Origin of the sequence: Cognatishimia activa, from assembly GCF_001458335.1 — a bacterium.
GTDB classification, from domain to species: Bacteria; Pseudomonadota; Alphaproteobacteria; order Rhodobacterales; family Rhodobacteraceae; genus Cognatishimia; species Cognatishimia activa.
In genome coordinates this window covers 591,972-617,358 of record NZ_CYTO01000024.1, presented here as the reverse complement: position 1 = coordinate 617,358, position 25,387 = coordinate 591,972, and the positions used below count along the sequence as shown (strand labels likewise).

21 protein-coding genes are annotated in these 25,387 nt (G+C 55.2%); 9 read left to right on the top strand and 12 right to left on the bottom strand.

What is annotated here, in order from left to right; translation table 11 throughout:
- Positions 1–103: 103 nt before the first annotated feature.
- Positions 104–2,851 carry a DNA gyrase subunit A gene (gene gyrA, locus TA5113_RS14060; protein ID WP_058314273.1) on the top strand — a complete coding sequence of 916 codons (2,748 nt, stop codon included), beginning with the start codon at positions 104–106 and terminating at the stop codon, positions 2,849–2,851.
- 56 nt (positions 2,852–2,907) lie between these two features.
- On the opposite strand, the gene TA5113_RS14055 is transcribed toward gyrA, so the two are convergent.
- The 3 genes from TA5113_RS14055 to TA5113_RS14045 form a co-directional block, all read right to left on the bottom strand.
- A complete protein-coding gene (locus TA5113_RS14055; protein ID WP_058314274.1) occupies positions 2,908–4,383 on the bottom strand; it encodes a carboxypeptidase M32 in 1,476 nt (491 codons plus the stop codon).
- Between the two features lie 6 nt (positions 4,384–4,389).
- Positions 4,390–5,529, bottom strand: a complete 1,140-nt coding sequence (gene ctaA, locus TA5113_RS14050) for a heme A synthase (protein ID WP_058314275.1) — start codon at positions 5,527–5,529, stop codon at positions 4,390–4,392.
- 97 nt (positions 5,530–5,626) lie between these two features.
- Positions 5,627–6,364, bottom strand: a complete 738-nt coding sequence (locus TA5113_RS14045) for an RNA methyltransferase (RefSeq protein WP_058314276.1) — start codon at positions 6,362–6,364, stop codon at positions 5,627–5,629.
- 165 nt (positions 6,365–6,529) lie between these two features.
- Between TA5113_RS14045 and TA5113_RS14040 the strand changes: the two genes are divergently transcribed.
- Positions 6,530–7,150 (top strand): thiamine phosphate synthase, encoded by a 621-nt coding sequence (locus TA5113_RS14040; protein WP_058314277.1) that lies wholly within the window; start codon positions 6,530–6,532, stop codon positions 7,148–7,150.
- A 59-nt stretch (positions 7,151–7,209) separates the two neighbouring features.
- Here the strand turns inward: TA5113_RS14040 and TA5113_RS14035 are convergent, their stop codons facing one another.
- The gene (locus TA5113_RS14035) at positions 7,210–8,352 is read right to left on the bottom strand and encodes a HupE/UreJ family protein (RefSeq protein ID WP_106387454.1); all 1,143 of its coding nucleotides are present in this window, start codon (positions 8,350–8,352) and stop codon (positions 7,210–7,212) included.
- Between TA5113_RS14035 and TA5113_RS14030 the strand changes: the two genes are divergently transcribed.
- The 4 genes from TA5113_RS14030 to TA5113_RS14015 all read left to right on the top strand — a co-directional run bounded on the left by TA5113_RS14030 (position 8,351) and on the right by TA5113_RS14015 (position 11,883).
- Positions 8,351–9,163: a DUF4198 domain-containing protein gene (locus TA5113_RS14030; RefSeq protein ID WP_058314278.1), complete on the top strand. Its 813-nt coding sequence runs from the start codon at positions 8,351–8,353 to the stop codon at positions 9,161–9,163. The genes TA5113_RS14035 and TA5113_RS14030 overlap by 2 nt on opposite strands.
- A gap of 45 nt (positions 9,164–9,208) precedes the next feature.
- Positions 9,209–10,102, top strand: a complete 894-nt coding sequence (locus TA5113_RS14025; protein WP_082625826.1) for a PfkB family carbohydrate kinase — start codon at positions 9,209–9,211, stop codon at positions 10,100–10,102.
- A complete protein-coding gene (locus TA5113_RS14020; RefSeq protein ID WP_058314280.1) occupies positions 10,099–11,019 on the top strand; it encodes a pseudouridine-5'-phosphate glycosidase in 921 nt (306 codons plus the stop codon). The genes TA5113_RS14025 and TA5113_RS14020 overlap by 4 nt, the downstream gene beginning before the upstream one ends.
- A gap of 99 nt (positions 11,020–11,118) precedes the next feature.
- Positions 11,119–11,883, top strand: coding sequence for a DUF502 domain-containing protein (locus tag TA5113_RS14015; protein WP_058314281.1), 765 nt, complete (start codon positions 11,119–11,121; stop codon positions 11,881–11,883).
- Here the strand turns inward: TA5113_RS14015 and TA5113_RS14010 are convergent, their stop codons facing one another.
- Both TA5113_RS14010 and TA5113_RS14005 read right to left on the bottom strand, forming a co-directional pair.
- Positions 11,884–12,924: a patatin-like phospholipase family protein gene (locus TA5113_RS14010; protein WP_058314282.1), complete on the bottom strand. Its 1,041-nt coding sequence runs from the start codon at positions 12,922–12,924 to the stop codon at positions 11,884–11,886. It abuts the gene before it with no gap.
- An 82-nt stretch (positions 12,925–13,006) separates the two neighbouring features.
- Positions 13,007–13,780: a 3-hydroxybutyrate dehydrogenase gene (locus TA5113_RS14005; RefSeq protein ID WP_058314486.1), complete on the bottom strand. Its 774-nt coding sequence runs from the start codon at positions 13,778–13,780 to the stop codon at positions 13,007–13,009.
- 325 nt (positions 13,781–14,105) lie between these two features.
- On the opposite strand from TA5113_RS14005, the gene TA5113_RS14000 reads away from it, so the two are divergent.
- Together TA5113_RS14000 and TA5113_RS16820 are read left to right on the top strand one after the other, a co-directional pair.
- Complete coding sequence (locus TA5113_RS14000) at positions 14,106–15,920, top strand: extracellular solute-binding protein (protein WP_058314283.1); 1,815 nt, start codon at positions 14,106–14,108, stop codon at positions 15,918–15,920.
- Entirely contained in the window at positions 15,921–16,037 is a 117-nt protein-coding gene (locus TA5113_RS16820; protein ID WP_106387455.1) for an entericidin EcnA/B family protein, read from the top strand.
- Between the two features lie 55 nt (positions 16,038–16,092).
- Here TA5113_RS16820 and TA5113_RS13995 read toward each other — a convergent pair whose 3' ends face one another.
- From TA5113_RS13995 to TA5113_RS13985, 3 genes are all read right to left on the bottom strand, one after another.
- Positions 16,093–17,451, bottom strand: coding sequence for a cytochrome P450 (locus TA5113_RS13995; RefSeq protein ID WP_058314284.1), 1,359 nt, complete (start codon positions 17,449–17,451; stop codon positions 16,093–16,095).
- Positions 17,448–18,650, bottom strand: coding sequence for a hypothetical protein (locus TA5113_RS13990; RefSeq protein ID WP_181949473.1), 1,203 nt, complete (start codon positions 18,648–18,650; stop codon positions 17,448–17,450). Before TA5113_RS13990 ends, TA5113_RS13995 begins: the two co-directional genes overlap by 4 nt.
- Before the next feature lie 63 nt (positions 18,651–18,713).
- Positions 18,714–19,463 carry a cytochrome c biogenesis CcdA family protein gene (locus TA5113_RS13985; protein ID WP_058314285.1) on the bottom strand — a complete coding sequence of 250 codons (750 nt, stop codon included), beginning with the start codon at positions 19,461–19,463 and terminating at the stop codon, positions 18,714–18,716.
- A gap of 104 nt (positions 19,464–19,567) precedes the next feature.
- Here TA5113_RS13985 and TA5113_RS13980 point away from each other — a divergent pair, with 104 nt between their 5' ends.
- Positions 19,568–19,795 (top strand): sulfurtransferase TusA family protein, encoded by a 228-nt coding sequence (locus TA5113_RS13980; RefSeq protein WP_058314286.1) that lies wholly within the window; start codon positions 19,568–19,570, stop codon positions 19,793–19,795.
- Between the two features lie 60 nt (positions 19,796–19,855).
- Here TA5113_RS13980 and TA5113_RS13975 read toward each other — a convergent pair whose 3' ends face one another.
- The 3 genes from TA5113_RS13975 to TA5113_RS13965 all read right to left on the bottom strand — a co-directional run bounded on the left by TA5113_RS13975 (position 19,856) and on the right by TA5113_RS13965 (position 25,375).
- Positions 19,856–22,855 (bottom strand): Rne/Rng family ribonuclease, encoded by a 3,000-nt coding sequence (locus TA5113_RS13975; protein ID WP_058314287.1) that lies wholly within the window; start codon positions 22,853–22,855, stop codon positions 19,856–19,858.
- 410 nt (positions 22,856–23,265) lie between these two features.
- Positions 23,266–23,943 (bottom strand): HAD family hydrolase, encoded by a 678-nt coding sequence (locus TA5113_RS13970; protein WP_058314289.1) that lies wholly within the window; start codon positions 23,941–23,943, stop codon positions 23,266–23,268.
- A 97-nt stretch (positions 23,944–24,040) separates the two neighbouring features.
- Positions 24,041–25,375, bottom strand: a complete 1,335-nt coding sequence (locus TA5113_RS13965; protein WP_058314290.1) for a sigma-54-dependent transcriptional regulator — start codon at positions 25,373–25,375, stop codon at positions 24,041–24,043.
- Between the last annotated feature and the right edge of the window lie 12 nt (positions 25,376–25,387).

Below are 25,387 nucleotides of genomic sequence, written 5' to 3'. Positions count from 1 at the left end.
GCTTTAACCCGCTTCTTTTCACAGGACCATTGCACCCTATATCCGGGGTCTGTTATAAAAGTGACAACAAAATATTGATGTATAAAAAAAGCGAGCACGGTACGTGAACGACACGCCAGAAACGCCTGAAAACGAAGAAGAAACCCCCGTTGCTCGCATGGAGCATGATGGGCCTTTGATCACCATCGAAGAGGAAATGCGCAATTCCTACCTCGATTACGCGATGAGCGTGATCGTGAGCCGCGCGATTCCTGACCTTCGAGACGGCTTAAAACCGGTTCACCGACGCATCCTTTATGCGATGCATGAGACCGGCAATACACACGACAAATCCTATCGCAAGTCTGCCCGCCCAGTCGGCGACGTCATGGGTAAATACCACCCTCATGGTGACAGCGCGATCTATGATGCCTTGGTGCGTATGGCGCAGGATTTTTCCATGTCCCTGCCGCTCTTGGATGGCCAAGGTAACTTCGGCTCCATGGACGGCGATAACCCGGCGGCGATGCGTTACACCGAAGTGCGCATGGACAAGCCAGCGGCCTTTGTGCTGGCGGATATCGAAAAAGATACGGTCGATTTTCAGGACAACTATGATGGCAAAGACCGCGAACCAACGGTGTTGCCTTCGCGGTTCCCGAATATGCTGGTCAATGGTGCCGGCGGTATCGCCGTGGGTATGGCCACGAACATTCCGCCTCATAACCTCGGTGAAGTCTGCGAAGCCACGCTTGCACTGATCGAAAATCCCGATCTGTCGAGTGAAGAGCTGATCGAATACATTCCAGGCCCTGACTTCCCGACCGGCGGGATTATGCTAGGCCGTTCTGGCGCGCGCAAAGCCTATCTAGAAGGACGCGGCTCGGTGATCGTACGCGCGAAAACGCGCGTGGAAGAGATTAGGAAAGACCGCTACGCCATTGTTATTGATGAAATTCCTTATCAAGTAAACAAAGCAGCGATGATCGAAAAGATCGCCGAACAAGTGCGCGAAAAGAAGGTCGAAGGCGTCGCCCATGTGCAGGACGAATCTGACCGGAACGGTGTGCGCGTTGTTGTTGAGCTAAAACGCGACGCAACGGCCGAGGTGGTTCTGAACCAGCTTTTCCGTTTCACGCCGATGCAGACCTATTTTGGCTGCAATATGTTGGCGTTGAATGGCGGCCGACCAGAACAGCTGACTCTACGTGCGTTCCTCACCTCTTTCGTGGATTTCCGCGAAGAAGTTGTGGCGCGACGCACTGCTTACGAGTTGCGCAAAGCGCGTGAACGCAGCCATATCCTTTGTGGCTTGGCGGTGGCTGTATCCAATGTGGACGAGATCGTCGCGACAATCCGCGCCTCTGCGGATGCGGCTGAAGCCCGCGCAAAACTGATGGAACGCCGCTGGCCTGCCTCTGATATTGCTGGCTATATCCAGCTGATCGATGATCCGACCCATAAAATGAATGACGACGGGACTTACAACCTGTCCGAAACTCAGACCCGCGCCATTTTAGAGCTGCGACTGCAACGCCTGACGCAGATTGGTGTGAAAGAAGTCACTGACGAGCTGGAAGAACTGGCAGGAAAGATCAAGGAATACCTTGAAATTCTGTCCTCCCGCGAACGCATCATGGGGATCATCACGGATGAACTCACTGAGGTCAAAGACAAATTCGCTGTGCCACGCCGTACCGAGATCGTTGATTGGTCCGGTGACATGGACGACGAAGACCTGATCGAACGCGAAGATATGGTCGTGACTGTCACCTCTGGCGGCTACATCAAACGGACTGCTTTGGCCGACTTCCGCGCCCAAAAGCGTGGCGGTAAGGGCATCTCTGGGATGCAAACCAAAGAAGAAGATGTTGTTACAACCCTCTTCGTGGCGAACACCCATACGCAACTGTTGTTCTTTACAACCGATGGCATGGTCTACAAGTTGAAAACCTGGCGCTTGCCGCTGGGTGGACGTACGGCCAAAGGTAAAGCAATCGTCAATATTCTGCCAATTCCAACTGGCGTTTCCATCGCGGCGATCATGCCGGTGGATAGGGACGAAAAAGAATGGGATGATCTACAGGTCGTCTTCTGTACCGACCACGGCACCGTCCGCCGCAACAAGCTGTCTGATTTCACCAATGTGAAGTCTAACGGCAAAATTGCCATGAAGTTTGAAGGCGATAGTGCTGATTGGAAGATGATCAATGCCCGCATCGCGTCCAATGATGACGATGTGATGCTGGTCACCAACTCTGGTCGCGCGATCCGCTTCCCAGCGACTGACGTGCGTGTCTTCAATTCCCGCGCCTCTACCGGTGTGCGCGGTGTGAAGCTGGGCGATGGTGACAAGGTCGTGTCCATGTCCATCATCCGCCATTTTGACGCGACAACCGATGAACGGGCCGCCTACCTGAAAATGCGCCGCGCCGTGGCTGGTGCGACCGATGACGAAGGCGCGTCGGATGAGGAAGCAAGTGCGGATGCGTCTATCAGCCAAGAGCGTTACGCGGAAATGTCTGCAGCCGAAAACCTGATCCTGACGATCACATCCGGTGGTGCGGGCAAGCTTTCAAGCTCACATGACTATCCGGTGCGTGGTCGTGGCGGCATGGGTGTTGCAGCGATGGATAAAGCGATGCGCGGCGGCGATCTTGTGGCCTCTTTCCCAGTCGAGCTGGGCGATCAGATCATGCTGGCGACCTCCAAAGGTCAGTCCATCCGGGTGCCCGTTGATGGCATTTCCTTCCGCAGCCGGTCTGCTGGTGGCGTGAAAGTGTTCAACACCGGCAAAGGCGAAGAGGTTGTCTCTGTGGCTTGGATCGCAGAACAAAACGAAGATGAGGAAGAAGGCGGCGCAGAAGAGTAATCTTCCGCCCTGCCCTTCAATTGAACAAAGCCCGCTTTAAGAAGCGGGCTTTTTCTTTAGATATCATAGATTTCGGAGAATTTCTTCTCGAGATAATTGAGCATGGACTCAGGCCCCGGCTCCATACCGCTGGCCAAGGCAATGGTCTCTTGGGGCGACCGCAAGGCACCATGCCGCTGCAAGTTCTCGCGCAACCATCCGGTCGCAGCGGATGTATTGCCGTCCCGCAATTGGTCATCCAGATCAGGCACCGCTTTGCGCAGCGCTTCGTGCAGACATCCCGCATATAGATTGCCCAATGCATATGTCGGGAAGTAGCCAAACAAACCAACAGACCAATGCACATCCTGCAAAACGCCATTGCTTGGCTTGTCGACCGGATAGCCGAAATCAGACTCAAACCGGTCATTCCAAGCGGCCTCAAGATCGGTCACTGCCAGATCACCGCTCATCAATGCGCGTTCCAGATCAAACCGCAGCATCACATGCAGGTTGTACTGGATTTCATCCGCTTCCGTGCGAATATAGCCTTTGTTGACCCGGTTCACGGTGGCGTAGAACGCCTGTTCGTTTGGAACGTCAAATTCGTCAAAGCTGTCGCGCATCAGGTCGAACAGCCACCCAGTGAACGCACTGGAACGGCCAAGTTGGTTTTCATAAATGCGGCTTTGGCTTTCATGCACGCCCATAGACACGCCACGGCCAATTGGCGTCAGAAGATAAGCGTTATCAATACCTTGCTCGTAGCACGCATGCCCAACTTCATGGATTGTCGAATAGAAGCAGTTGAATGGATCTTCCTTCGCCACCCGCGTTGTGATGCGCACATCAAGACCGGAGCCAGAGCTAAACGGGTGTACCGCTTTGTCGATGCGGCCATGGTCAAAGTTATATCCAAAGGCCTTTGCAAGCTTGTCTGATACAGCCAGCTGGGCTTGCTCAGGATACCAACCTGTTAAAGCGCGGGGCGCTTTGGCGGCGAGCACCTTGGCACGCAAATCCACAAGCCGTGGACGCATGGCGTCAAACATCTCGGACAAGCGTGCGGCGGTCATATCAGGCTCGTAATCATCCAGCATGGCGTCATAAACATCACCGCCGTCCGCTAGCGCCTGACCTTCTTCACGCTTCAGGCGCACAACCTCTTCTAGCGCAGGCAGAAACGCAGCCACATCCTCCGCAGCGCGAGCCTTCGCCCAAGTGCCTTGCGACATGCTGGTGACGCGTGCGATTTCAGCTGCCAGTTCCGCAGGAATCTTCGAGGTACGCTCAAAAGACCGACGGATCTCGCGCAGCTGGGCTTTGCCAACCTCATCAAGCGCGTCTGCATCCACGGCTTCAAGCCAGTCAGCGATTTTCGGATCGATGCGACGCGCATGGAGGACTTTCTCTATCGCCGCCATTTCGTCGCCACGTTGCGGAGCAGCCGCCCCTGGCATCATGGTTTCCTGGTCCCATCCAAGGCGGCCCGCCACTTGGGCCAACGCCTCGGTATCCTTTTGAAACGCCATCAAATCATTGAAAGCATTCATATAAGTCTAGCCTCCCTTAATCCCAGTCGAGATTGGGTAGTGGCTGAGGAAACGGGCCCGCAGGATCAACACCCAAACGGCAACCGCTGTTAACTGGTGCACAATTGCAAGCTGCCATGGGGCAACGTACAAAACTGTCATGATCCCGAGTACCACCTGAATCGTCATAGCAGCCATGACGAGGTTGAATGCGAAGCGGGTTTTCTCATGGGCAGATTTCTGTCCGCGACGCCATACAACGATGGCAAAAGCCAACAGAAGATAGGCCCAGATACGGTGGATGAACTGCACGGTCCCGGCGTTTTCAAAGAAGTTGGTCCAGAGCGGCGCTAGGTCAAACATGCCTTCGGGCAGCACGCGCCCGCCCATGAGTGGCCAATCGGTATAGCTGCGCCCTGCATCGATGCCAGCAACCAAAGCGCCAAGCAGGATTTGAACCCCAGTCGCGTGCAAAAGACCAGTTGCCAGCGAGAATTGCTTTGCCTCTTTTCCTCGACGCGCTTGAAGCAAGTCACGCTCTTCGCGGCCGAGCAAAAGAATGTACCAAGTGATGAAGCCTAGGATCAAAAAGGCTAGGCCCAGATGGGTTGCCAGACGATATGAGGCGACATCCAGCATGGCGCCTTCTAGACCGGAAGAGACCATCCACCAGCCAATTGCCCCTTGAAGACCGCCCAAAGCGCCAATCAGGAACAGACGACCGGTCCAACCGGTCGGAATGTTTCGCGTGACAGCGAAGCCAAGAAAACCAACCGCCCAAACCAGACCAATCACCCGGCCCAACTGACGGTGCCCCCATTCCCACCAGTAGATGACCTTGAACTCTGCAAGAGTCATCCCTTGGTTTTGCAATTGGTATTCGGGAATTTGTTTATATTTTTCAAATTCTTCCAGCCAAACCGTCTCGGATGTCGGAGGAACTGCGCCTGTAACCGGTTTCCATTCGGTGATCGACAGGCCACTATCGGTCAAACGGGTCAAACCGCCCACAACGATCATCACAACCACCAGGGCGAAAAGCGCAATCAACCAAGCGCGGATACCCCGCCGCGCGCCTTTGGGCGCCGCATCAATCGCGCCCTTGGTGGGTTCTTTGGTTGGTTGCGTCTCGGAAACGTCTTCGAAAATATTACGCTTTTGGCTCATAGCTTTGTCCTTGCGGTTTGACCGGAGACTAGGGCCGCGCCCTGCACTCTTCAAGCCAATGGAACGGGTTTTTCAAAGGCTGCGTCGGATGGTCCGACTAGTCTTTGCGACGCAATAGCTGCCGCAGCATGCCATGAAGCATTTGCGCATCGGCCCGAGTCAGCGGCAGGCGCGACCACATATTGCGCAGGTTCACCTTCATGCCCTCGGCTTTTGGTTCTGGGAAGAAGAACCCAGCCTCATCCAACCGCTCTTCATAATGCCGCGCCAGCGCTTCGATTTCAGCCTGATTGGCCCATTCGGTTTTGGCCAACTCCATGCGTTCAGGTGCAACGTCAACTTTGCCGCGCATCCACTCGTAAGCGGTCAACAAAACACATTGCGCCAAATTGAGTGAGGCGTATTCCGGATTGACCGGGACGTTGATAATGGCGTTGGCATGGGCGATGTCTTCGTTCTCAAGACCGGCGCGCTCAGGGCCGAAAAGCACGGCGACCTTTTCGCCCGCGGCAATCTTCTCCCGCGCGACTTCCATAGCATGTTCCGGGGTCATGACTGGCTTGGTGAGATCGCGCGCCCGTGCTGTTGTCGCAAACACATAGGTGCAATCACCGATACTGTCGGCGACCGAGTCACATATCTGCGCTTCTTCAAGCAACCGCCCCGCCCCAGAGGACATGGCAATCGCCTTCTGATTTGGCCACCCATCCCGAGGGTTCACGATGCGCATGCGATCCAGACCAAAGTTCCACATGGCCCGCGCGGCTCCGCCGATATTCTCGCCCATTTGTGGACGCACAAGAACAATGGCTGGCTGTGGGTTTGGGCTAGGCATGGGTGTCTCCGGAAACTTTCAGCGGGTCTTACAAAGACAGGCCCAGCAAAACAAGGCATTTCGCTGTTTGACGGTTTACGCCTAACCAAGGATGGTCAAATGAGATGTTCCGCGCTATAGCAGCGCAAACGATCCTCCTAAAAAAGATCATTTGGGAACAGCACCATGTCCGATATCGAGCAACCACAGATCTATCTGATCACCCCACCAGAATTTGAACTCAGCACCTTCCCGACGGCGCTGGCCAAGGTTTTGGACGCGGTGGATGTGGCCTGTGTGCGTGTGGCCTTGGCAACCCGCGATGAAGACCGCCTGAGCCGCGCCGCAGATGCTGTGCGCGAAGTCTGCTATCCACGCGACACAGCTTTGGTGATTTCAGAACATGTGTTGCTTGCCGAACGCCTAGGCCTTGATGGCGTGCATCTAACCGATGGGTCCCGGTCTGTGCGCAAGGTGCGCAAGGATCTGGGTGATGACGCCATTGTCGGCACTTTCTGCGGCGCCTCCCGCCATGATGGCATGACCGCCGGTGAAATGGGGGCAGATTATGTGTGCTTTGGCCCTGTCGCTGAAACACCGCTTGGTGATGGCACAACTGCAGAACATGAGCTGTTTGAATGGTGGTCTCAGATGATCGAAGTCCCAGTGGTTGCGGAAGGCGCGCTGCATGAGGATACGATCCGCAAACTCGCACCAGTGACTGATTTCTTCGGCATTGGCGAAGAGATTTGGCGTCAAGACGACCCACTGGCGCAAATGCAGCGTTTCATGGACGCGATGAAATAAACGTAGGGTGGGGTTTCACCCCACCGTTCTACCGGTTTTAGGTGGGGTAAAACCCCACCCTACAAAAACACCCGTTCGATCACCCAATAGGCCCCGACCAGCGCAATGACTGCTGATGCGGGGTTTGCGATATAGCTCTTGTACCAAGGCTTGTTACCGAACAAGAGCCCGACGGCCAGAAACGCGATGGCAATCACGGTCAGCTGACCAAGTTCCACCCCTATGTTAAAGCCCAGAAGCGCTGGGATAAATTGCCCCGTTGGAAGGCCAAAATCCCCCAGAACTGAGGCAAACCCAAGCCCGTGCAACAAGCCAAAGGCAAAGACCACAATTGGTCGCCATTTGTTTAATCCGTTAGAGAATATGTTCTCCACCGCGACATAGACGATCGATGCAGCGATGATCGGCTCCACGATGCTGCCGGGCACATTCACGATCCCCAAAGCGCCAAGGGCCAATGTGACCGTGTGCGCTGCGGTAAAGGCCGTCACCTGCCACAGCAAGGCTCCCATGCGCAGAGATAAGAAGAATAAGCCCAACACAAATAAAATATGATCCAGCCCTTTGGGCAGAATATGATCGAACCCAACGGGTATATAGCCGACAAACGTCTCCCATCCCGTCAAAGCCGCGCCGCCATAGATCGCAATTGGAGGCGTGACCTCACCGCCGACAAGAAAGCCTGTATAGGGTTCATCAACGCCTTGCTGGCGAATAACTATCTCGCCATATCCCTGCCCCCATGCCATGGTCAGTGCTTGCGTGCTGCGCGGGACGTCTGATGTGAACGTCACTTCGCTAAGACGCGCGACTTCAGGCAGGGCAATCGCTGGGGTTTGGATCGACACCAGATCTAATTTCAGCGGTGTTTCATCTGCGTTGACAGAAAGGCCTTCCAGAAACCCACCGACCTTCTTCGTGAACATCGCCTGAATATCCACACCCGGTGCGTCTTGCAGGGAATCATAACCGCCAACCCCGTCCGCATCGTTAGTGTCAGCCAGACCATCCAGATCTAGATCTGCCAAAAACGCCTCGGCATTTAACCGCAGCGCCATGGTCAAAACCCCGTCTTCGACGATGTAATCCATCACCGTGGGATTGAGTTCATGGGCCCGCGCGTTTTGCGGCGCGAAAGCTGCCACACCAACGCATACCGAGAAGATTGACAAAATCAGCAAATGCGCCAGCTTGTGTGCCATGCTTTTTGGATTGAAATACATACGCCTACTCAAATCTTGTGTACTGGCAGCGCTATGCGCCACCCCCTGCTTCGCCCATGAGTTTTGGATCGAACCTCAGAAGTTTCAAGTGGAAACTGGTGAAGCGGTGATTGCGGACTTTCGCAATGGTCAGGAATTTGAAGGGGTTTCCCTCGGTTGGTTTGAACGGCGGGTTGCCCGGTCTGAAACGAGACTGGGCGAAGACGTTCAAGACATCGTGCGGCGTTCTGGGGATAGACCCGCTATCAAAGTCTCTCCATCGCAAAACGGGCTGTTGCGCATCATCCATGAGACCACGCTGTCCAGTCTGACCTACCAAAAACCGGAAAAGTTTCAGGCCTTTGTCGACCACAAGGAGCTCGACACATCCGCCCTGCCCGATCCTATCTATCCAATCAAGGAAGGCTATCGGCGCTATGCAAAGTCATTGGTGGCGCTTGGAACAGGTGTCGGGGTCGATGACTACGCGGGATTGGAAATCGAGTTTGTCGCGCTGAAGAACCCCTATGTCGACGATCTATCGGATGGTTTGCCTTTACAGCTCTTCTATCAAGGCTCTCCGCGCGCAGGGGCTCAGGTCGAGGTATTTGAGAAGTCACCCGATGGGCTTGTGACCATCACATTGCTCCGAACAGATCCGGTCGGCCATGTTCTGGTTCCAGTAGAACCCGGCCATCGCTATCTGATCGACTCTGTCGTTTTACGCCGGCCTTCCGCTGCGTTGGCTGAAAATTTGGAACTGGATTGGGAAAGTCTTTGGGCAGCACTGACTTTTGCCGTGCCCAACTAAGAACACCGCTTGTAAGAACTGACCAAACGGTCCAAAAGCGGATTTATGAGCAAATCACATGACATTCTCTGCATCGGCTCCGTTCTTTGGGACGTGATCGGCCGTGCCCCGGTTCACATGCGCCAAGGCTCTGACGTCGCTGGCCGCATCACGCGCCTTCCCGGCGGTGTTGCCATGAACATCGCCATGACGCTGGCGCGCTTTGGCCTAAAAGCCTCGCTCTTGACGGCAATCGGCCGGGACACTCAGGGCGATGAATTGATTCAGGCCTGTGAAGAGTTGGGCATGGACACCACCCATGTCTACCGATCTGAAGACCTACCAACAGACCGTTACATGGCTGTGGAAGGCGCAAACGGTTTGATCGCAGCCATTGCCGACGCGCATTCGCTAGAAGCGGCTGGCAGCAAAATTCTGCGGGCTTTGAATGATGGCACTTTGGGCAGCGATGATGCGCCTTATGAAGGCTTCATCGCGTTGGACGGAAACCTGACCCAGCGCTTGCTCGAAAAGATCGCCGTGAGCCCGGCCTTTGCCAAAGCGGACCTGCGCGTGGCCCCGGCAAGCCCCGGCAAAGCGGAACGCCTTCTGCCGTTCCTCGTGCACGACCGTGCGACACTCTATGTGAACCTCGAGGAAGCGGGCCTGCTTTGCCAAAAAGAATTCACCTCCTCAGAGGAAGCCGCCAAGGGCTTGCTAGATCGTGGCGCGCGCCGCGCCCTTGTGACTGATGGCGGCAATAGCGCCAGTGACGCAACGCCTGATGGCATCATCACACAAATCCCACCATCGGTCATGGTGACCCGAGTGACCGGCGCGGGTGACACATTCATGGCCGCCCATATCGCCTCTGAAAACGATGGCGCAAACCGAGAAGACAGCCTCAACCGCGCCCTGCGCGCGGCGGCAACCTATGTATCAGGAGGCAGCCCAAAATGACGCTGTTTGTTATGTCCCCCGAAGTCGCCAAAGCCAAAGACGCGGGAGCGCCTATTGTCGCTTTGGAAAGCACCATCATCACTCACGGCATGCCTTACCCACAAAACGTGGAAGTGGCGCGCAAAGTAGAGGCAACAGTCCGCGAAAACGGCGCGACACCGGCCACCATTGCGGTTTTGAATGGCACGCTGCACATTGGTTTGGATGATGCGCAACTTGAAGCGCTCGCAACGGCGAAAGATGTGATGAAAGTCTCCCGCGCCGATATGCCTGTTTGCATGGCAACAGGACGCACGGGCGCAACCACCGTCGCAGCCACCATGATCGGCGCGCATCTTGCGGGCATCAAAGTCTTTGCGACCGGCGGCATTGGCGGCGTACACAAAGGCGCTGAGCTAAGCTTTGACATTTCTGCCGATCTCACAGAGCTGGCGGCAACCCCCGTCAGCGTTGTGGCGGCGGGCGCAAAAGCCATTCTTGATATCCCGAAAACATTGGAAGTCCTGGAAACCCAAGGCGTCCCAGTGATCGCTTACGGCCAAGATGCCTTCCCAGCCTTCTGGTCCCAAAGCGCAGGGCTTAAAGCGCCATTGCGCTTGAACACAGCAGAAGAGATCGCCGCAAGCCAAGCGATGCGCACCGCGATGGGTCTTCCCGGTGGCCAATTGATCGCCAACCCGATCCCGAAAGACGCCGAAATCCCAGCGGAAGAGCTCGCCCCGATCATCGCGCAAGCCACTCAAGAAGCCGAAGAGCAAGGCGTCGCAGGCAAAGGCGTGACGCCATTCCTGCTCGCGCGAATCTTTGAACTCACTGAAGGGCGTTCTTTGGAAGCAAACATCGCCTTGGTTTTGAACAACGCGCGTCTGGCAGCGGCAATTGCAAAGGCGCATTCTGATTTGGAGCAAGCGATTTAGATCGAGAATGTGATTTGAAGGGTTAACGCATCGTCATTCTCGCGTTATTGAAGGCTCAGGCCAGAGAACCTATCTAGCCAGAAAGACAATGAGCACCCGATGACCACACCCTTTGACGAACCAGTCGCCCCTTCCAAACCTGGCTTTCTCGCCCGGCTGCGCTCGTCGTTTCTAACGGGCCTTGTGGTGATCGCGCCGGTAGCGTTCACCATTTGGCTGATCTGGACCTTTATTGGTTGGGTCGATGGGTTTGTTCTGCCCTTCGTGCCGGACTTCTATCAACCGGACAATCTGGTGCGCTATGTGATCGGCTCCGAGCGCTACAATGCTTGGATCGGTGAGGATGTGAAAATCAACATCCGCGGCGTTGGTGTTGTCTTCTTCCTGATCTTTACGGTTTTCATCGGCTGGATCGCAAAAGGCCTGATGGGCCGTTCCCTGATCCGCTACGCTGAAAACCTGGTCGATCGCATGCCAGTCGTGCGTTCCATCTATTCGGGTGTGAAGCAGATCGCAGAAACCGTCTTTGCCCAAGCGGACCGTAGTTTTGAAAAAGCCTGCCTTGTGCAATATCCGCGTAAAGGCATTTGGGCGGTGGGTTTCATTTCGACAACAGCCAAAGGCGAAGTGAATGAACGCGCGCCACATGAGGATCAACTCATGTCGGTCTTTGTGCCCACAACACCGAATCCAACATCGGGCTTCCTGTTGTTCTTCCCAAAAAGCGACATTATCGAGCTCGACATGTCGGTGGAAGATGCAGCAAAACTGGTGATCTCCGCAGGTCTTGTTTATCCAAATGCGAAAGACCCAAGCCAGCCAATGCTGGACCTAGAAGACACGGCGCAAAAGGCAGCGGAATAATCAGCCATACATGGCAGAGATGTCGACGGAACTCTCTTTGCCGATCTTGTCGCGATGATGTTCTAAGAAACTGCGCGCGGCCCTTTGGCCCGCATGTTTAAGCTCTGTCAAAATCGTCGGAACCGGCACCATTTTTGTGGCCGCAGACAGCTCATTCATCAGCTCATCATCAGCGATCATATGGATATTCACATCCTTCATGTCGCCTTCTTTGATGGCACCTTGATGAATCAACCGTTTTGCAAAAGAGATCGCCCTTAACTCACTCAACAAAGAAGAGTTAAAGCTGATCTCATTCATACGCGACTGAATTTGCTGCGGCGTGACTGGCGTCGCTGCGCGTTCAATCGGATTGATATTCACAATCAGAATATCATCGGGCAAATGCGGCTCAAAAAACGGCCATAGCGCTGGGTTGCCCGTATAGCCCCCATCCCAAAACGCATCGCGCTGGCCGGTTTGCGGATCGTCAATCTCGACGGCCTGAAACAGGGTCGGCAGGCAGGCCGACGCCAAGATCACATCGGTGCTGATCTCTTCACGGGTAAACACCCTCGCCTTACCCGTGCGCACATTTGTGGCGCAGACAAACAGTTGCGGTCCGTCCTGCGCGCAGATTTTTTCATAGGAAAAGGCGTCCGCAATTGGCTTTAAAGGATGACTGTAAAAGGGACCATAGGCATAGGGCGACATCATCCGGCTTGCCATATCAGCCATCATAAAGGGCGCGGAATACTCAAGCGCCTTGGCCACCGCGCCCGCGCCCCAGCTGCCCATCCCCCAACCTGCGAGCCATTGGCTGACCGCGGGGCCTGACAATGCGCCCATCTTGCCCCATAGCCAGTCCAAGTTCTCCCGCGCGGCTTCCGCACCACCAGAAAGAAAACCCGCTTTTAAGGCGGCCCCATTCAGAGCACCAGCGGACGTCCCAGAGATTGCGGCAATCTCAATGTTGGGCGCGCTCAATAGCACATCCAGCACCCCCCAGGTAAAGGCACCATGCGCACCGCCGCCCTGCAAAGCCAGGTTTATTCGAACCACAACCCGTCCCTTTCTTCTTTGCAAAAATACTCTGGGGAGTTTGAGGGGCAACGCCCCTCATCTTTGAGAGTGCAATTCTCGCTTAGAGCGCAGTCCAACCGCCATCGACACTGATCGTTGTCCCGGTGATCTGAGCTGCTGCATCAGAACACAGGAACACAACAGTGCCGCCCATCTGCTCGACGGTCGCAAACTCCTTAGAGGGTTGGCGCGTCAGCATGACGTTCTTCACCACCTCGTCGCGGCTCATATTGTATTCTTTCATCGTGTCAGGGATCTGCGCCTCAACCAATGGCGTCAGCACATAGCCCGGGCAGACCGCATTACAGGTGATCGGCTCTTGTGCCGTTTCCAAAGCTACGGTCTTGGTCATCCCAACAACCCCATGTTTTGCGGCCACATAAGCCGCCTTATAGGGCGACGCGGTCAAGCCGTGGGCGGATGCGATGTTTACCACCCGGCCCCAGCCGCGTTCACGCATGACAGGCAATGCCGCTGCCATGGTATGGAAAGCTGAATTCATATTGATCGCAATGATCGCGTCCCATTTGTCCTGCGGGAACTGATCAATCGGAGCAACGTGCTGGATACCTGCATTGTTCACCAAGATGTCACAGCCACCGGCCTTCTCAATCAACGCGCGACATTGGTCACCTTTGGACATATCCGCCTGAACGTAAGTGGCCGTTACCCCGAATTCTTCCGCAATCCCTGCCGCCAACGCATGATCCTCATCCCGATCGGTGAAAGAATTCAGAACCACATTGGAACCGGCCTTGGCCAATTCGCGGGCTACACCCAAACCGATTCCAGAATTTGATCCGGTGATGATGGCCGTCTTGCCCTGCACTGTCATGGAAATGTCCTCTTCAATTCTTTGCGCTGCTTTGCGGCTGCAACATAACATGCTGCATAAGCAAAATAAGGGGAAATCACAGATCAGAGCCTCAGGCCGTATTCCTACGGGTGCCTCATTTCAGACCGTTCTGCCAAAAAAAACGCCCGCACGAAGCGGGCGTAAAGTTATTGAGGCAGGTTTCATACAGGCAAGAAACCTATCGAGCAGTGACTCCGTTATAAGCAATCTCACGCGCAGAGTCCAAGCTAAAAGTTTGAAATGGCAGGAATCCCTCGTTACGCTAAGCCCAAAGAAACAAGGGCTACGAGGGATTGTTCGGCAGATGGCATCAGTGAGTTTCCGCAGATTTATTCAAAAAAGCGCCGCTTTGGCTCTTATTTTCATGGGGTCTACCGCGATTGCAGAACCCAAACATGGAATCGCTATGTATGGGGAACCAGAGCTTCCGGCGGATTTTGTCTCTCTGCCCTATGCAAACCCCGATGCACCTAAAGGTGGACGAATCGTCACCGGCAATAGCGGCGGATTCGATTCGCTCAATCCATTCGTGCGCAAAGGCAAAGTGCCGTGGCAGTTACGCTTTTTCGCTTACGAAAGCCTCATGGGCCGAAATCGCGATGAACCTTTCGCGCTTTATGGCCTTTTGGCGGAAAGCATCGAGACCGGCCCTAATCGCGAATGGGTTGAGTTCACCCTGCGTCCAGAGGCCAAATTCTGGGATGGAAGTCCGGTCACCGTTGAAGATGTTTTGTGGTCTTATGAAACCCTCGGAACCGTGGGTCACCCACGCTATCACGGGTTCTGGAACAAAATCGAAACCATCGAACAAACTGGCGAGCGCTCTGTCCGCATAACCTTCGCTGTTGAGGATCGCGAGCTCGCTCTGATCGCTGGCTTGCGACCCATCCTAAAGAAAGCCCAGTGGGACGGGATCGACATCAACGACAGCACGCTTGAGCAGGTTCCAATGGGCACAGCGCCCTATATGGTCAGCGACTTTGAAGCGAACCGATATGTCACCCTCACGCGAAACCCCGACTATTGGGGCAAAGAATTACCTTTCCGACGCGGAACACACAATTTTGATGAGCTTCGGATTGAGTTCTTTGGCGACTCTGGCGTATTGAACGAAGCCTTCAAAGCGGGCGAAGTCAGTTTCTTGCGTGAATTCAACGCCGAGAAATGGGCGACAGCCTATGACTTCCCCCGTGCACAATCCGGCGACGTGGTGAAATCTGAATTCACACATCAGAAACCGTCAGGCATGACCGGTCTAGTCATGAATACCCGCCGCGCGCCTCTGGATGACATCCGCGTCCGTGAGGCGTTACTTCAGGCCTTCAACTTTGAGTTCATCAACGACACAATCACCGGCGGCCGCCAGCCACGCATCACATCTTACTTCAGCAACTCAGTTCTTGGAATGGAGCATGGCCCTGCACAAGGCCGCGTATTGGATTTCCTGAACGAGCATGCGGCGGCACTCCCAGAAGGCGCTGTCGAGGGCTACGACTTGCCTGTCGCCGACGGAACAGCGCGCAACCGCGCCAATATCCGCAAGGCAGCAAGCTTGCTTGAAGACGCTGGCTTCACCATCACGGACGGCGAGCTTGTTGACCAGGAAGGTAAACCATTGGTGCTCAACATTGTCTTGCGCCAAGGCGACACGGAAACCCAGACCGTGGTTGATATCTATAAAGAAGCGCTGGATCGCTTGGGGGTGGCGCTTAAGATCGACGCATTGGACGGCGCACAATACACAGAGCGCACCAGCAGCTATGATTTCGACATCACATGGTTCCGTCGCGGTCTGTCCCTAAGCCCAGGCAACGAACAATTCCTATATTGGGGCACGGAAGCTGCCGACAAAGAAGGCGCTCGTAACCTAATGGGTGTTAAGTCTCCTGCGGTGGATGGTTTGATTAACGCCATGTTGACGTCAGAAAGCCAAGAGGACTTCATCGCAGCAACCAAAGCGCTGGACCGCACTTTGATGGCAGGTCGCTATGTGATCCCGTTCTGGAACTATGCGGTAGGGCGCATTGCCCATATCAAGGAAATGCGGTACCCGGAAGTCACGCCGATTTATGGCGAAGGCTATTGGATGACACCGGAAATCTGGTGGTATGAGGAATAAATGAGAGCATTAGCATTTACCCTACTTGCCTGCGCCGCATTGGCCAGCTGCGCGACTGTCGAAGGCATCGGCGACGATATATCTGGCGGCGCACGCCGAGTCTCAGGCTGGTTCTAATCCCAGCAGGCAAACACCGAACCAGAGGCGCTCCGGCGCCTCTTTTCTTTTGCGCCTATGTACGAGGGCTCAGCCGCAACCAGATCCCGTCTTTGCTGCGCACGGTCAAATGCGCCACCGGAACCGGTTCACGACCCGCAACCGCATCTATCCTGAAATCCCGCAAGATCATCGACAAAAGCAACGGCCCTTCCACCATGGCAAAGCCAGCGCCTGTGCAAACCCGAGGTCCGGCTGAAAACGGAATATAAGCCTCTCGCATACATTGTTTGCCATTCTCCGTGGCCCACCGGCTTGGGTCAAACCCATCGGGATTGTCCCAAAGCCGTTCATGGCGATGCAAATGCCAAGGGGACAAAACCACCTGGCTCCCGGCCTTCACATCGCGATCCCTGAACTGTACCGGACATTTGCTTTCGCGCACCATCATGGGCACCGGTGGATAAAGCCGCAAAGACTCCCGAAACACATCTCGGCTGAGTTTCAACTGGCGCACGAGACCAAAGTCTTCTTCCGTAAGAACCTGCGCTTCTTCTGCAACCTTCTCTTGCCACTCCGGGTAAAGCGCCAACAGATATAGCGTCCACGCCAGCGATGACGCACTGGTCTCATGTCCCGCCAAAAAGAAGATCGCCACCTGGTCCACCATCTCTTCCGCCGAAAAACTGTCGCCGGTTTCGGGATCACGCGTGGTCATGATTTTGGTGGCAAGGTCATCCGGCGCGGTGCCTGCTTCGATCTCTGCCATACGCGTCTGGGTGAGTTCGGCGATCAAAGCGCGAATGGATGCCGCCGCTGATTTGGTGCTGCGCTTGTGGAACCGGGGCATCCATCGCGGCAAAGGGATCAGAGCGGCAACATTAAACAGGGGCTGACTGCGCTGGTAATCTTTGAATTGAGCGAACACCTTGCTCGCAATCTCATGTTCAATCGGGATTGAAAACAAGGTGCGGAAGATCACATCCGCTGCGGCGTGGCTGGTCTCTGATTCAATCTCAATGTCTTGCCCAACCCGTTTGGACAGCCGCGCAACCGCTGACTCGGACGCAGCCCACATGGCCGGGAATGTGTCGCGCAATCGACCGCCTTCAAACGCCGGATCGACAATGCGCCGCTGCTTTTTCCACACCTCGCCATTTGTAACAAAAAGCGAATTGCCGAGCAGCGGTCGCAGCCCTTCAGCCACACGCCCGGATTTTGGAAAGTCCTCCGGTCGGTCTTTCAAAACTGTCTTCACCAGATCCGGCTGATTGACCAAATATGACCTGAAAAAAGGCGTCTTAAACTCCGCCATCCAAGCTTTATAAAGCCGTGCTGGTTGCGCAGACAGGATGTCTTGGCGAAAGAGCTTTGCATAGCGCCGCAAGCTCACTCTTGGAGGCCTTGGCGTGGGTTTGGGCGGCAGGCGCGTCATGAGGTGACCGAGGTGAACTTGTTCACCGGTGTTTCAATACGTGATGCAGAGGGTTGGCGATCTTTGAACCGGTCGCCCAATGTCAAAGGTCCAGCGGTGATCTGGAAATAGTCATAATCGCCGGGGTTATCAAAGGCGCAAAGATACTGAAAATGCAGCCTAAAAAACGCCCACCGCAGCTGTTTCCAACGTTCCGGGCTCAAGGTCTGCGTAAAGGCGGCCGATAAGATCAGCGGCCAGCGTTTGCCACTCTTTGGCGCAACACCCGTAACCGAAACAGGATCACAAAGCGCGAACGCGCAACCATCCCCCGGGGCCGAAACGTCCACCCAGGTGATCTCTTCTTTTTGGCATAAATATCCCAAATCCGCCCGCAACCTGTGGGCCTTTGGCAAAAAGGACACCATGGGCACAACTTGGCCCAAAGACAGGAAACTCAGAGCGGGCCCATCAGGGTTCACGCGACCATCCCGCAAAAGGTCTGAAATCACCGACACCGCCAAATGCGCGCCAGAGCTATGGCCCACGATCAGCACCTCATCGGTGTCTTTCTCCAAAACCTCAGCGATACGATCCCCAAATTCCGCCATACGCGCTTCAAGCTCGGGCGGGTTGGCTCCGTCGGTGGAAGCCGAGTAGGAATAATCATGCATCAGGTAATAGGCCAAAAACCGATTGTCGTTGTCTTTGAACCACTTGAGGATGAAGGGCACAACGGCCAGCCCAACCACACCGAGCCACCAAGGCAGCACCAAAGAGATGCCCCACCAAATCACAGCGGCGACCGCAAATGCCAAGAGCGCTTGCACAAGTAAAAACACCACCGGATAAAGCGACGCCACAAACGGCCCTTTACGCAACTTGATCAGTGGCCACAGTGTACCTGATCCAATATAGCACCACGCGGTGCGGAACAGTTGACGGTAGGTGGCCCAGATCCCCTGCTCCATACTGTCACGTACGATGTCGGACCAAACGAGCACCTCGAAATCCGCAACCACATCAGCGCCATCCATGGCCCCTTCGACGCGCCAGCCATAGCCGCCCTTGGTGGTCTTTGGGCGCAAATTGATGTCATAGCCAGAAATCTCCGCCTGCGCCGCGCCCTCTTTGCGATAAAGTTCGCGATACCGACGGGGGTGGATCGGGTCGTAACCCGGAATGTAAAACACCCGGCGCGTTTTTACTGTTTTGGGCATCTGCTCGGCCAATCGTGACTCCCGTGGCTTTAGCACAGGTTCGTTTTGCCGCAGGTTAACCTGTTATCCCAAAACCGCCAAGGCCGGGAATGTCTCTAGCAACCAGTAGGAGAAGGCAGAAAAACCACCGGTGAGCATCAAAAGACCAATGGTCCACAGCAAGAGGCCCATTACGCGCTCGATCTGCTCCATATGGCGCTTCATCCAGTTCATCGGCCCTTTGAGGCGCGGCAGGAAGGCAGCGACCAAAAGAAACGGGATACCGAGCCCCAGCGCATAGACTGCGAGCAGGAGCGTGCCACGGGTCACAGACGCCTCAGAGGCAGCCATAGACAAGATCGCGCCAAGCTGAGGGCCAATACATGGCGTCCACCCAAAGGCAAAAGCCAGACCCAGCACATATGCACCAAAGGCACTGCCGCCGCGGTCACCGACGTCCAATCTCGCCTCACGGTCCAAGAAACCGATGCGATAGACGCCAACAAAATGCGCGCCGAACACCATGACCAACAGACCTGCAATGGTGTTAAACCATTGCTGATATTGCAAAAACAGCGTCCCGATCGCCGATGCCGTAAAGCCAAGGAACAAAAACACCGTCGACAGGCCCAGCACAAAGAACAGCGCAGGCAATATGGCTTTGTTTTCGGATTTGCCTTCAGACAGTTCCGTCACCGAAACTCCGCTCATGTAAGCAAGGTAGGGCGGCACGATGGGCAGCACGCATGGGCTGAGGAAAGAGATAAACCCCGCCATCAGCGCAACGATCATGGCCGGCAATAGGGCCGCATCTATGATGTCTATTCCAAACATATGTCTCACATAGGCGAAATAGACACGAGCGTCACGGGGCATATGGGCACACGCACCATCACAAGCCTGTGGACTTGTTGAAACATCAAGGCTAATTCGGCTTCATGACCGAAATAACTGAGATCGACGCGGTCGGGCTGCTTTGCCCCCTTCCCGTCCTTAAATTGCGCAAACGCATGATGCCTTTGGCATCCGGTGACCAGATTGTTTTGATTGCTGATGATCCGGCGTCCATCGTCGATGTGCCACATTTTTGTAATGAACAGGGCCACGAACTGATCGACCGTCGCGAAGACGGCGCGCGCATTTTCTTCACGGTTCAAAAGGGTTAGCCCAAAACGAAAACGCCGGATCAAAGACCCGGCGTTTTGCAATTCTAACCCATCAGTCGGTTACTTCATCGACCACCAACCCTTGCGCTTTGGCTTGGGTGGCGCGTCAGATTTCGGCTCTTCAACCTTTGGCGCTTCCGCTTTGGGCTCTTCAACCACAGTCTCAGCGACCGGTTCAGGCGCTGGCTCTGCCACAGGTTCGGCAACAGCAACTTCTGCGGCAGGTTCAGCCTGCGCTGGCGCTGCGTCGACCACCGGTTCAACTGGCGCTTGGGCCTCTGTGGGCGCTTCTTCAGCCACTGGCTCCGCAGCCTTCGCTTCTTCCTCGGCCTTCTTAGACTTGCTGGAAGAGCGGCGACGTGGTTTGCGCTTTGGCTTCTCTTCTTTGGCTTCTTCAGATACTTCGGCAGGTGCTTCTTCAGCGGCCCCTACAGGCGCAGCATCTACGGCTTCGCCATCCGTTTCTTGGGATGTTTCCGCATCAGATGTGTCCGCGTTCTCGGTTGAGCCCTCTTCACCATTCTGATCACCACCACGCGGCTTGCGACGACGACGACGACGACGACGCTTCTTCGGCTTCGCCTCTTCATCCTCCGCAGGCGTTTCATCCACCACTTCCGCGTCTTCGATGTCGCTGTCGATCTGCTCCATCAAGCTTGTATCGACAGATACGACCGGTGCTTGCACCTCTGGTACAATGCGGGTCGCGGTTTTGAACTTCTCAAGCGTGAAGTCAGGCGACACGAGATGTGGGTCACCTTCGACACGCACAGACAGGCCATAACGCGCTTCGATCTGCGCAATATGCTCGCGCTTCTGGTTCATCAGGTAGTTGGCAATGCCCACCGGCACCTTCACCAGAACCTCACGGGAGCGACGGCGGGTGCCCTCTTCCTCGATCTGGCGCAGAATGCTGAGCGCAAGGTTGTCATCAGAGCGAATAAGACCCGTACCATGACAATGCGGACATGGCTGGGTGGTCGCCTCAATCATACCCGGACGCAGACGCTGACGGGACATTTCCAGCAAACCAAAGCCCGAGATGCGACCCACTTGAATGCGAGCGCGGTCGGTTTTCAGCTTATCTTTCAAGCGCTTCTCAACAGCGGTGTTGTTCTTGCGCTCGTCCATATCGATGAAGTCGATCACGATCAGACCGGCGAGGTCACGTAGACGCAACTGGCGCGCCACTTCTTCGGCAGCCTCAAGGTTGGTCTTTACAGCTGTGTCCTCAATGGAGCCTTCTTTGGTCGCACGACCAGAGTTCACATCGACCGCCACAAGCGCCTCAGTGACACCGATCACGATATAGCCACCGGATTTCAACTGCACCGTTGGGTTGAACATGCCACCAAGGTAGCTTTCCACCTGATAGCGCGCGAAAAGCGGCAGCTGATCTTGGTAGTTTTTCACGTTTTTGGCGTGGGACGGCATGATCATCTTCATGAAGTCCTTGGCGATGCGGTAGCCGCGTTCGCCTTCCACCATCACTTCGTCAATCTCGCGGTTATACAGGTCGCGAATCGAGCGTTTGATCAGGTCGCCTTCTTCATAGATTTTGGCCGGCGCTGAGGATTTCAGCGTCAGCTCGCGGATCTGCTCCCAAAGCCGTTGCAGATATTCATAGTCGCGCTTGATCTCGGTCTTGGTGCGTTTTGCACCAGCGGTCCGAATTATCAGACCCGCGCCTGTTGGCACGTCGATTTCATTCGCGATTTCTTTCAACTTCTTGCGGTCGGTCACATTGGTGATCTTGCGGCTGATCCCGCCACCGCGTGCGGTGTTTGGCATCAGAACGCAGTAACGGCCTGCAAGGCTGAGATAGGTTGTTAGCGCTGCGCCTTTGTTGCCGCGCTCTTCTTTCACCACCTGAACCAGAAGGATCTGACGCACCTTGATGACTTCTTGGATTTTGTAGCGACGCGGGCGCGGTTTGCGCGGTGGACGGATGTCTTCGCTGTCATCATCGTCGGCTACAGACTCAATAGACGCGTCTTTTTCGCTGGCTTTAGAGCGCTTACGACGTGGTTTTTCCTCGTCGGCATCGTCGGCTTTCGCTTCTTCTGCGTTGGTCTCTTCAGCTTCAGCTGGTGCTTCGGCAGTTTCTTCCGACTTAGCTTCTTCCGCAGGCGCTGCATCTGTTTTGGCTTCAGCAGCGTCTTCAGCGGTTTCTTCGGCCGCGGCGTCTTCTGCTGGCTCTTCCTCCACAGGTGCGGCGTCCTTTACGGTTTCCTCACCAGTTTCAGGATCCTGAGTGGCAACCGCGTCTTTTTCATCGCCATCAGATTTCGCTGCCATGGTTTTACCCGGCGCGTCATCATCTTTGTCCGCAGGTGTGTCTTCTGTATTTGGCTCTTCTTTCGCCTCAACGGGTGCGGCATCTGCCGCTTCCTCTGCAGGTGCTTCCGATGCAACCTTTTCTTCATCCTCCTTTTTGGTGGATTTGCGTGCACGCGGCTTGCGCTTTGCAGGGGCTTTTTTCTTCGGCTTTTCTTCTGCTTCCGCTTCAGGCGCCGCCTCGGATTCACCCTCTGGTGCTGCAGTTTCAGCTTCTACAGCCGGCGCTGCATCATCAATTGGCGCGTTTTCAACAGCCGCTTCAGTACCGTCCTCATCCAGATCAATGGTTTCCATACCTTCGATCTGATCTGCTGCGGTCTCTGTTGGTGCCGCTGCCTCAGTCTGCTTATTGCGCGATTTAGCGCGCGAGCGACGGCTGCGTTTTGGCTTGGGTTTGTCTTCTTCTTCGTCGCGTGCCTTCATCGCTTCCGCATAGGCGCGTTCTTCTTCCATCAGCGCTTCACGATCCGCCACTGGGATCTGATAGTAATCCGGGTGGATCTCTGAAAACGCCAAGAAACCATGACGATTTCCGCCATAGTCTACAAAGGCCGCCTGCAGCGACGGCTCAACCCGAGTTACTTTTGCTAGATAGATATTGCCAGCGAGCTGGCGTTTGTTTTCGGATTCAAAGTCGAACTCCTCAACTTTGTTTCCGTCGACCACCACAACGCGAGTTTCCTCAGCGTGGGTGGCATCGATAAGCATTTTCTTAGCCATGTTGTCCGTATGCACGTCCGTGCGTCATCAAGCCGTCGGAGTGTCAGTCCGGGCGGAGCATTGGTTTGCAAGGAGTGTCTAGTCGTGGCGATGGCTGGCGTGCGACCAAGGGGGCCGCTTGCGGCCTCTGCTCGGTTTGTCTCTATCAGCGCGCGCTTCATCGCGGTTCTTCTCCGACGCCTTTGTCGGCGCCAATGACATGCCCGTCGCGGTGTCGCGGTCCGGGCGGTTTTTTTGCCCTCGTTTGTGCAAGGGCATAATCGGTCTGGATGAAATCCGGGCGCTTTTTGGGGGCCTGCGGCTGTTTCAACCAGCGAAACTCATGCGGAGCGTGAAAAAACGCAATCCGTCCCCCCTACATAAGGGTAGCCCTGTGGAAAACACAATGGGGAATCGCAGATTAGACCCGCTTAAGAGGTTAATGCCGTGTCAAATACACCAAGTTTTAGCGCAGCCTTGGCCAAGTCTTGTTCGATTTCCTGTTCAAGCTCAGGGAAAGGTTGGCCCACGGGTCGCAGGTCGGGAATTTGAAATGTGTGACAGCCTGCTCGAACTGCTGCAGTAGTGCCCGTGTCACTGTCCTCAAATGCCACACACTCGCTTGCACAAACACCAAGTGCGGCGGCAGCCTCCAAGTACGGCGCTGGATCAGGCTTGTTCGCGGACACCTCGTCCCCGGCCTTAACGACTTCAAAAAAATCGATGAGTTCCGCTTGTTGGAGCTTTTTGCGTGCCGATGCCCCGTGGGTGGACGTCACAACCGCCATGCGCGCGCCATTGCGTTTTAAAGCTGACAACACATCACGAGAATGGGGACGTAAAGGCACGCCACCTTCCAACAACTGTTCGTAGCGCTCGCGCCATTCCTGCTCAAATTCCGTCGCATTCAGGTGCGCCGGCAGAAATACCTTCAAACGCTCAGAAGTGACCGAACTGCTCGTGCCAATCAGCCTCAAATAGAACGCTTCTGCTTCGCCCCTCTGAATACCTTCACGCACGGCCATCTCGACAAACGGCACCATAAACAGCCGCTCGGTGTCCAGCAGAAGACCATCCATATCAAAGAGGTAAGCGGCGTAAGATGTCATTGGAAACTCCGGTCAAAAGAATGGCCGTGAGATACCAATCTTCGTGTAACGAACCAATGACACCTGCGATCACTAAGCGTGACAAGCTGTTGCAAACTTAGAGATAATCCGCCCGTTGCAGGCCGTATTTTGCCATCTTCTCGTTCAAGGTCCGGCGTGGCAGGCACAGCTCCTCCATGACCGACGCAATCGAGCCTCGATGGCGACGCATGGTGTTGTCTATCAACATACGCTCAAACGCTTCCACGTATTCTTTCAGTGGCTTGCCTTCGGTGGTCATAACCGGTTGCATTTCTTCGTGATCATTCATCAAGAGCGACGCAATGGTGCCCCCACCCCGACGAGATTGCAGCACAGCGCGTTCCGCCAGATTGATCAGCTGACGCACATTGCCCGGCCAAGGCGCTTGCAACAATTGCGCCGCCTCTTGTGCGGATACCTGCGGTGCGTCACAGCCATATTCATCCGAGAATTGCTCTGCATGGCGGGTAAACAGCGTCAGGATATCCTCGCCCCGTTGACGCAGCGGTGGCACCGTGATGCGCAATGCAGCCAGGCGATAGAACAGATCAGACCGCAGCGCGTCTTCGCAGGTACGGTTTTGTTCCTGCAGGTTACAAATCGCGATGATACGGGTTTCAGCGGGCGTGCCTTGATCGTTGATCACACTCAGCAAACGCGCCTGTAGCGTGTCAGACAGCGCTTCGACATCTTCCAACACAAGCGTACCGCCGCGCGCTTCTTCAATCGCAGGCAATTGCGTGTCTTCCGGCAACATTGGACCAAACAGGCGTTTCGCCAATGCGTCCTCTTCCAGAGCGGAACAGCTTTCCAGAACGAATTTCTTACCTGCACGGCTGCCCACCGCGTGCAGCGCATGGGCGACCAACGTCTTACCGGTGCCGGTTTCGCCATCGATCAGAACGTGGCCATCGGCCTGCCCCAGATCGAGGATATCCTCTTTCAAACGCGTTATAACCGGTGAAGAGCCAATCAGCTTTTTCATCAGCTGGGAGCCGTCAGACAGCTCCTTGCGCAAAATACGGTTGTCCAAGGTCAAGCGGCGCGCATTTGCAGCCTTCTTGGCCAACTGGCTCATGCGATCCGGGTTAAACGGCTTTTCAAGGAAATCAAACGCGCCCACGCGCATCGCCTCGACCGCCATGGGTACGTCACCGTGGCCGGTGATCATAATAACCGGCAGCGCACTGTCTGACCCCATCAGTTTCTTCAGAAACTGCATGCCATCCATGCCCGGCATCTTAATGTCAGAAATCACGATGCCCGGATATTCAGGCCCTAGCACCTTCAGCGCATCCTCGGCGCTGGCAAATGTTTCCGTGTCATATCCTGACAGGGCCAACCATTGGCTGATGGACTGACGCATGTCTTTCTCGTCATCCACAATCGCGATCTTCATTGCCTGTGCCATATTCGTCGTCTC

Bases quoted from the DNA above. Each gene is read 5' to 3' on its own strand.
- TA5113_RS13965 (WP_058314290.1), bottom strand. From the start codon at position 25,375: ATGGCACAGGCAATGAAGATCGCGATTGTGGATGACGAGAAAGACATG.
- TA5113_RS14045 (WP_058314276.1), bottom strand. From the start codon at position 6,364: ATGCCTAGCCCAAACCCACAGCCAGCCATTGTTCTTGTGCGTCCACAA.
- TA5113_RS14055 (WP_058314274.1), bottom strand. From the start codon at position 4,383: ATGAATGCTTTCAATGATTTGATGGCGTTTCAAAAGGATACCGAGGCG.
- TA5113_RS14015 (WP_058314281.1), top strand. From the start codon at position 11,119: ATGACCACACCCTTTGACGAACCAGTCGCCCCTTCCAAACCTGGCTTT.
- TA5113_RS13980 (WP_058314286.1), top strand. From the start codon at position 19,568: ATGACCGAAATAACTGAGATCGACGCGGTCGGGCTGCTTTGCCCCCTT.
- TA5113_RS14005 (WP_058314486.1), bottom strand. From the start codon at position 13,780: ATGACAGTGCAGGGCAAGACGGCCATCATCACCGGATCAAATTCTGGA.
- TA5113_RS13970 (WP_058314289.1), bottom strand. From the start codon at position 23,943: ATGACATCTTACGCCGCTTACCTCTTTGATATGGATGGTCTTCTGCTG.
- TA5113_RS14030 (WP_058314278.1), top strand. From the start codon at position 8,351: ATGCTTTTTGGATTGAAATACATACGCCTACTCAAATCTTGTGTACTG.
- ctaA (WP_058314275.1), bottom strand. From the start codon at position 5,529: ATGAGCCAAAAGCGTAATATTTTCGAAGACGTTTCCGAGACGCAACCA.
- TA5113_RS14035 (WP_106387454.1), bottom strand. From the start codon at position 8,352: ATGGCACACAAGCTGGCGCATTTGCTGATTTTGTCAATCTTCTCGGTA.
- TA5113_RS13975 (WP_058314287.1), bottom strand. From the start codon at position 22,855: ATGGCTAAGAAAATGCTTATCGATGCCACCCACGCTGAGGAAACTCGC.
- TA5113_RS14025 (WP_082625826.1), top strand. From the start codon at position 9,209: ATGAGCAAATCACATGACATTCTCTGCATCGGCTCCGTTCTTTGGGAC.
- TA5113_RS14020 (WP_058314280.1), top strand. From the start codon at position 10,099: ATGACGCTGTTTGTTATGTCCCCCGAAGTCGCCAAAGCCAAAGACGCG.
- TA5113_RS13995 (WP_058314284.1), bottom strand. From the start codon at position 17,451: ATGACGCGCCTGCCGCCCAAACCCACGCCAAGGCCTCCAAGAGTGAGC.
- TA5113_RS13990 (WP_181949473.1), bottom strand. From the start codon at position 18,650: ATGCCCAAAACAGTAAAAACGCGCCGGGTGTTTTACATTCCGGGTTAC.
- TA5113_RS14040 (WP_058314277.1), top strand. From the start codon at position 6,530: ATGTCCGATATCGAGCAACCACAGATCTATCTGATCACCCCACCAGAA.
- TA5113_RS13985 (WP_058314285.1), bottom strand. From the start codon at position 19,463: ATGTTTGGAATAGACATCATAGATGCGGCCCTATTGCCGGCCATGATC.
- TA5113_RS14000 (WP_058314283.1), top strand. From the start codon at position 14,106: ATGGCATCAGTGAGTTTCCGCAGATTTATTCAAAAAAGCGCCGCTTTG.
- TA5113_RS16820 (WP_106387455.1), top strand. From the start codon at position 15,921: ATGAGAGCATTAGCATTTACCCTACTTGCCTGCGCCGCATTGGCCAGC.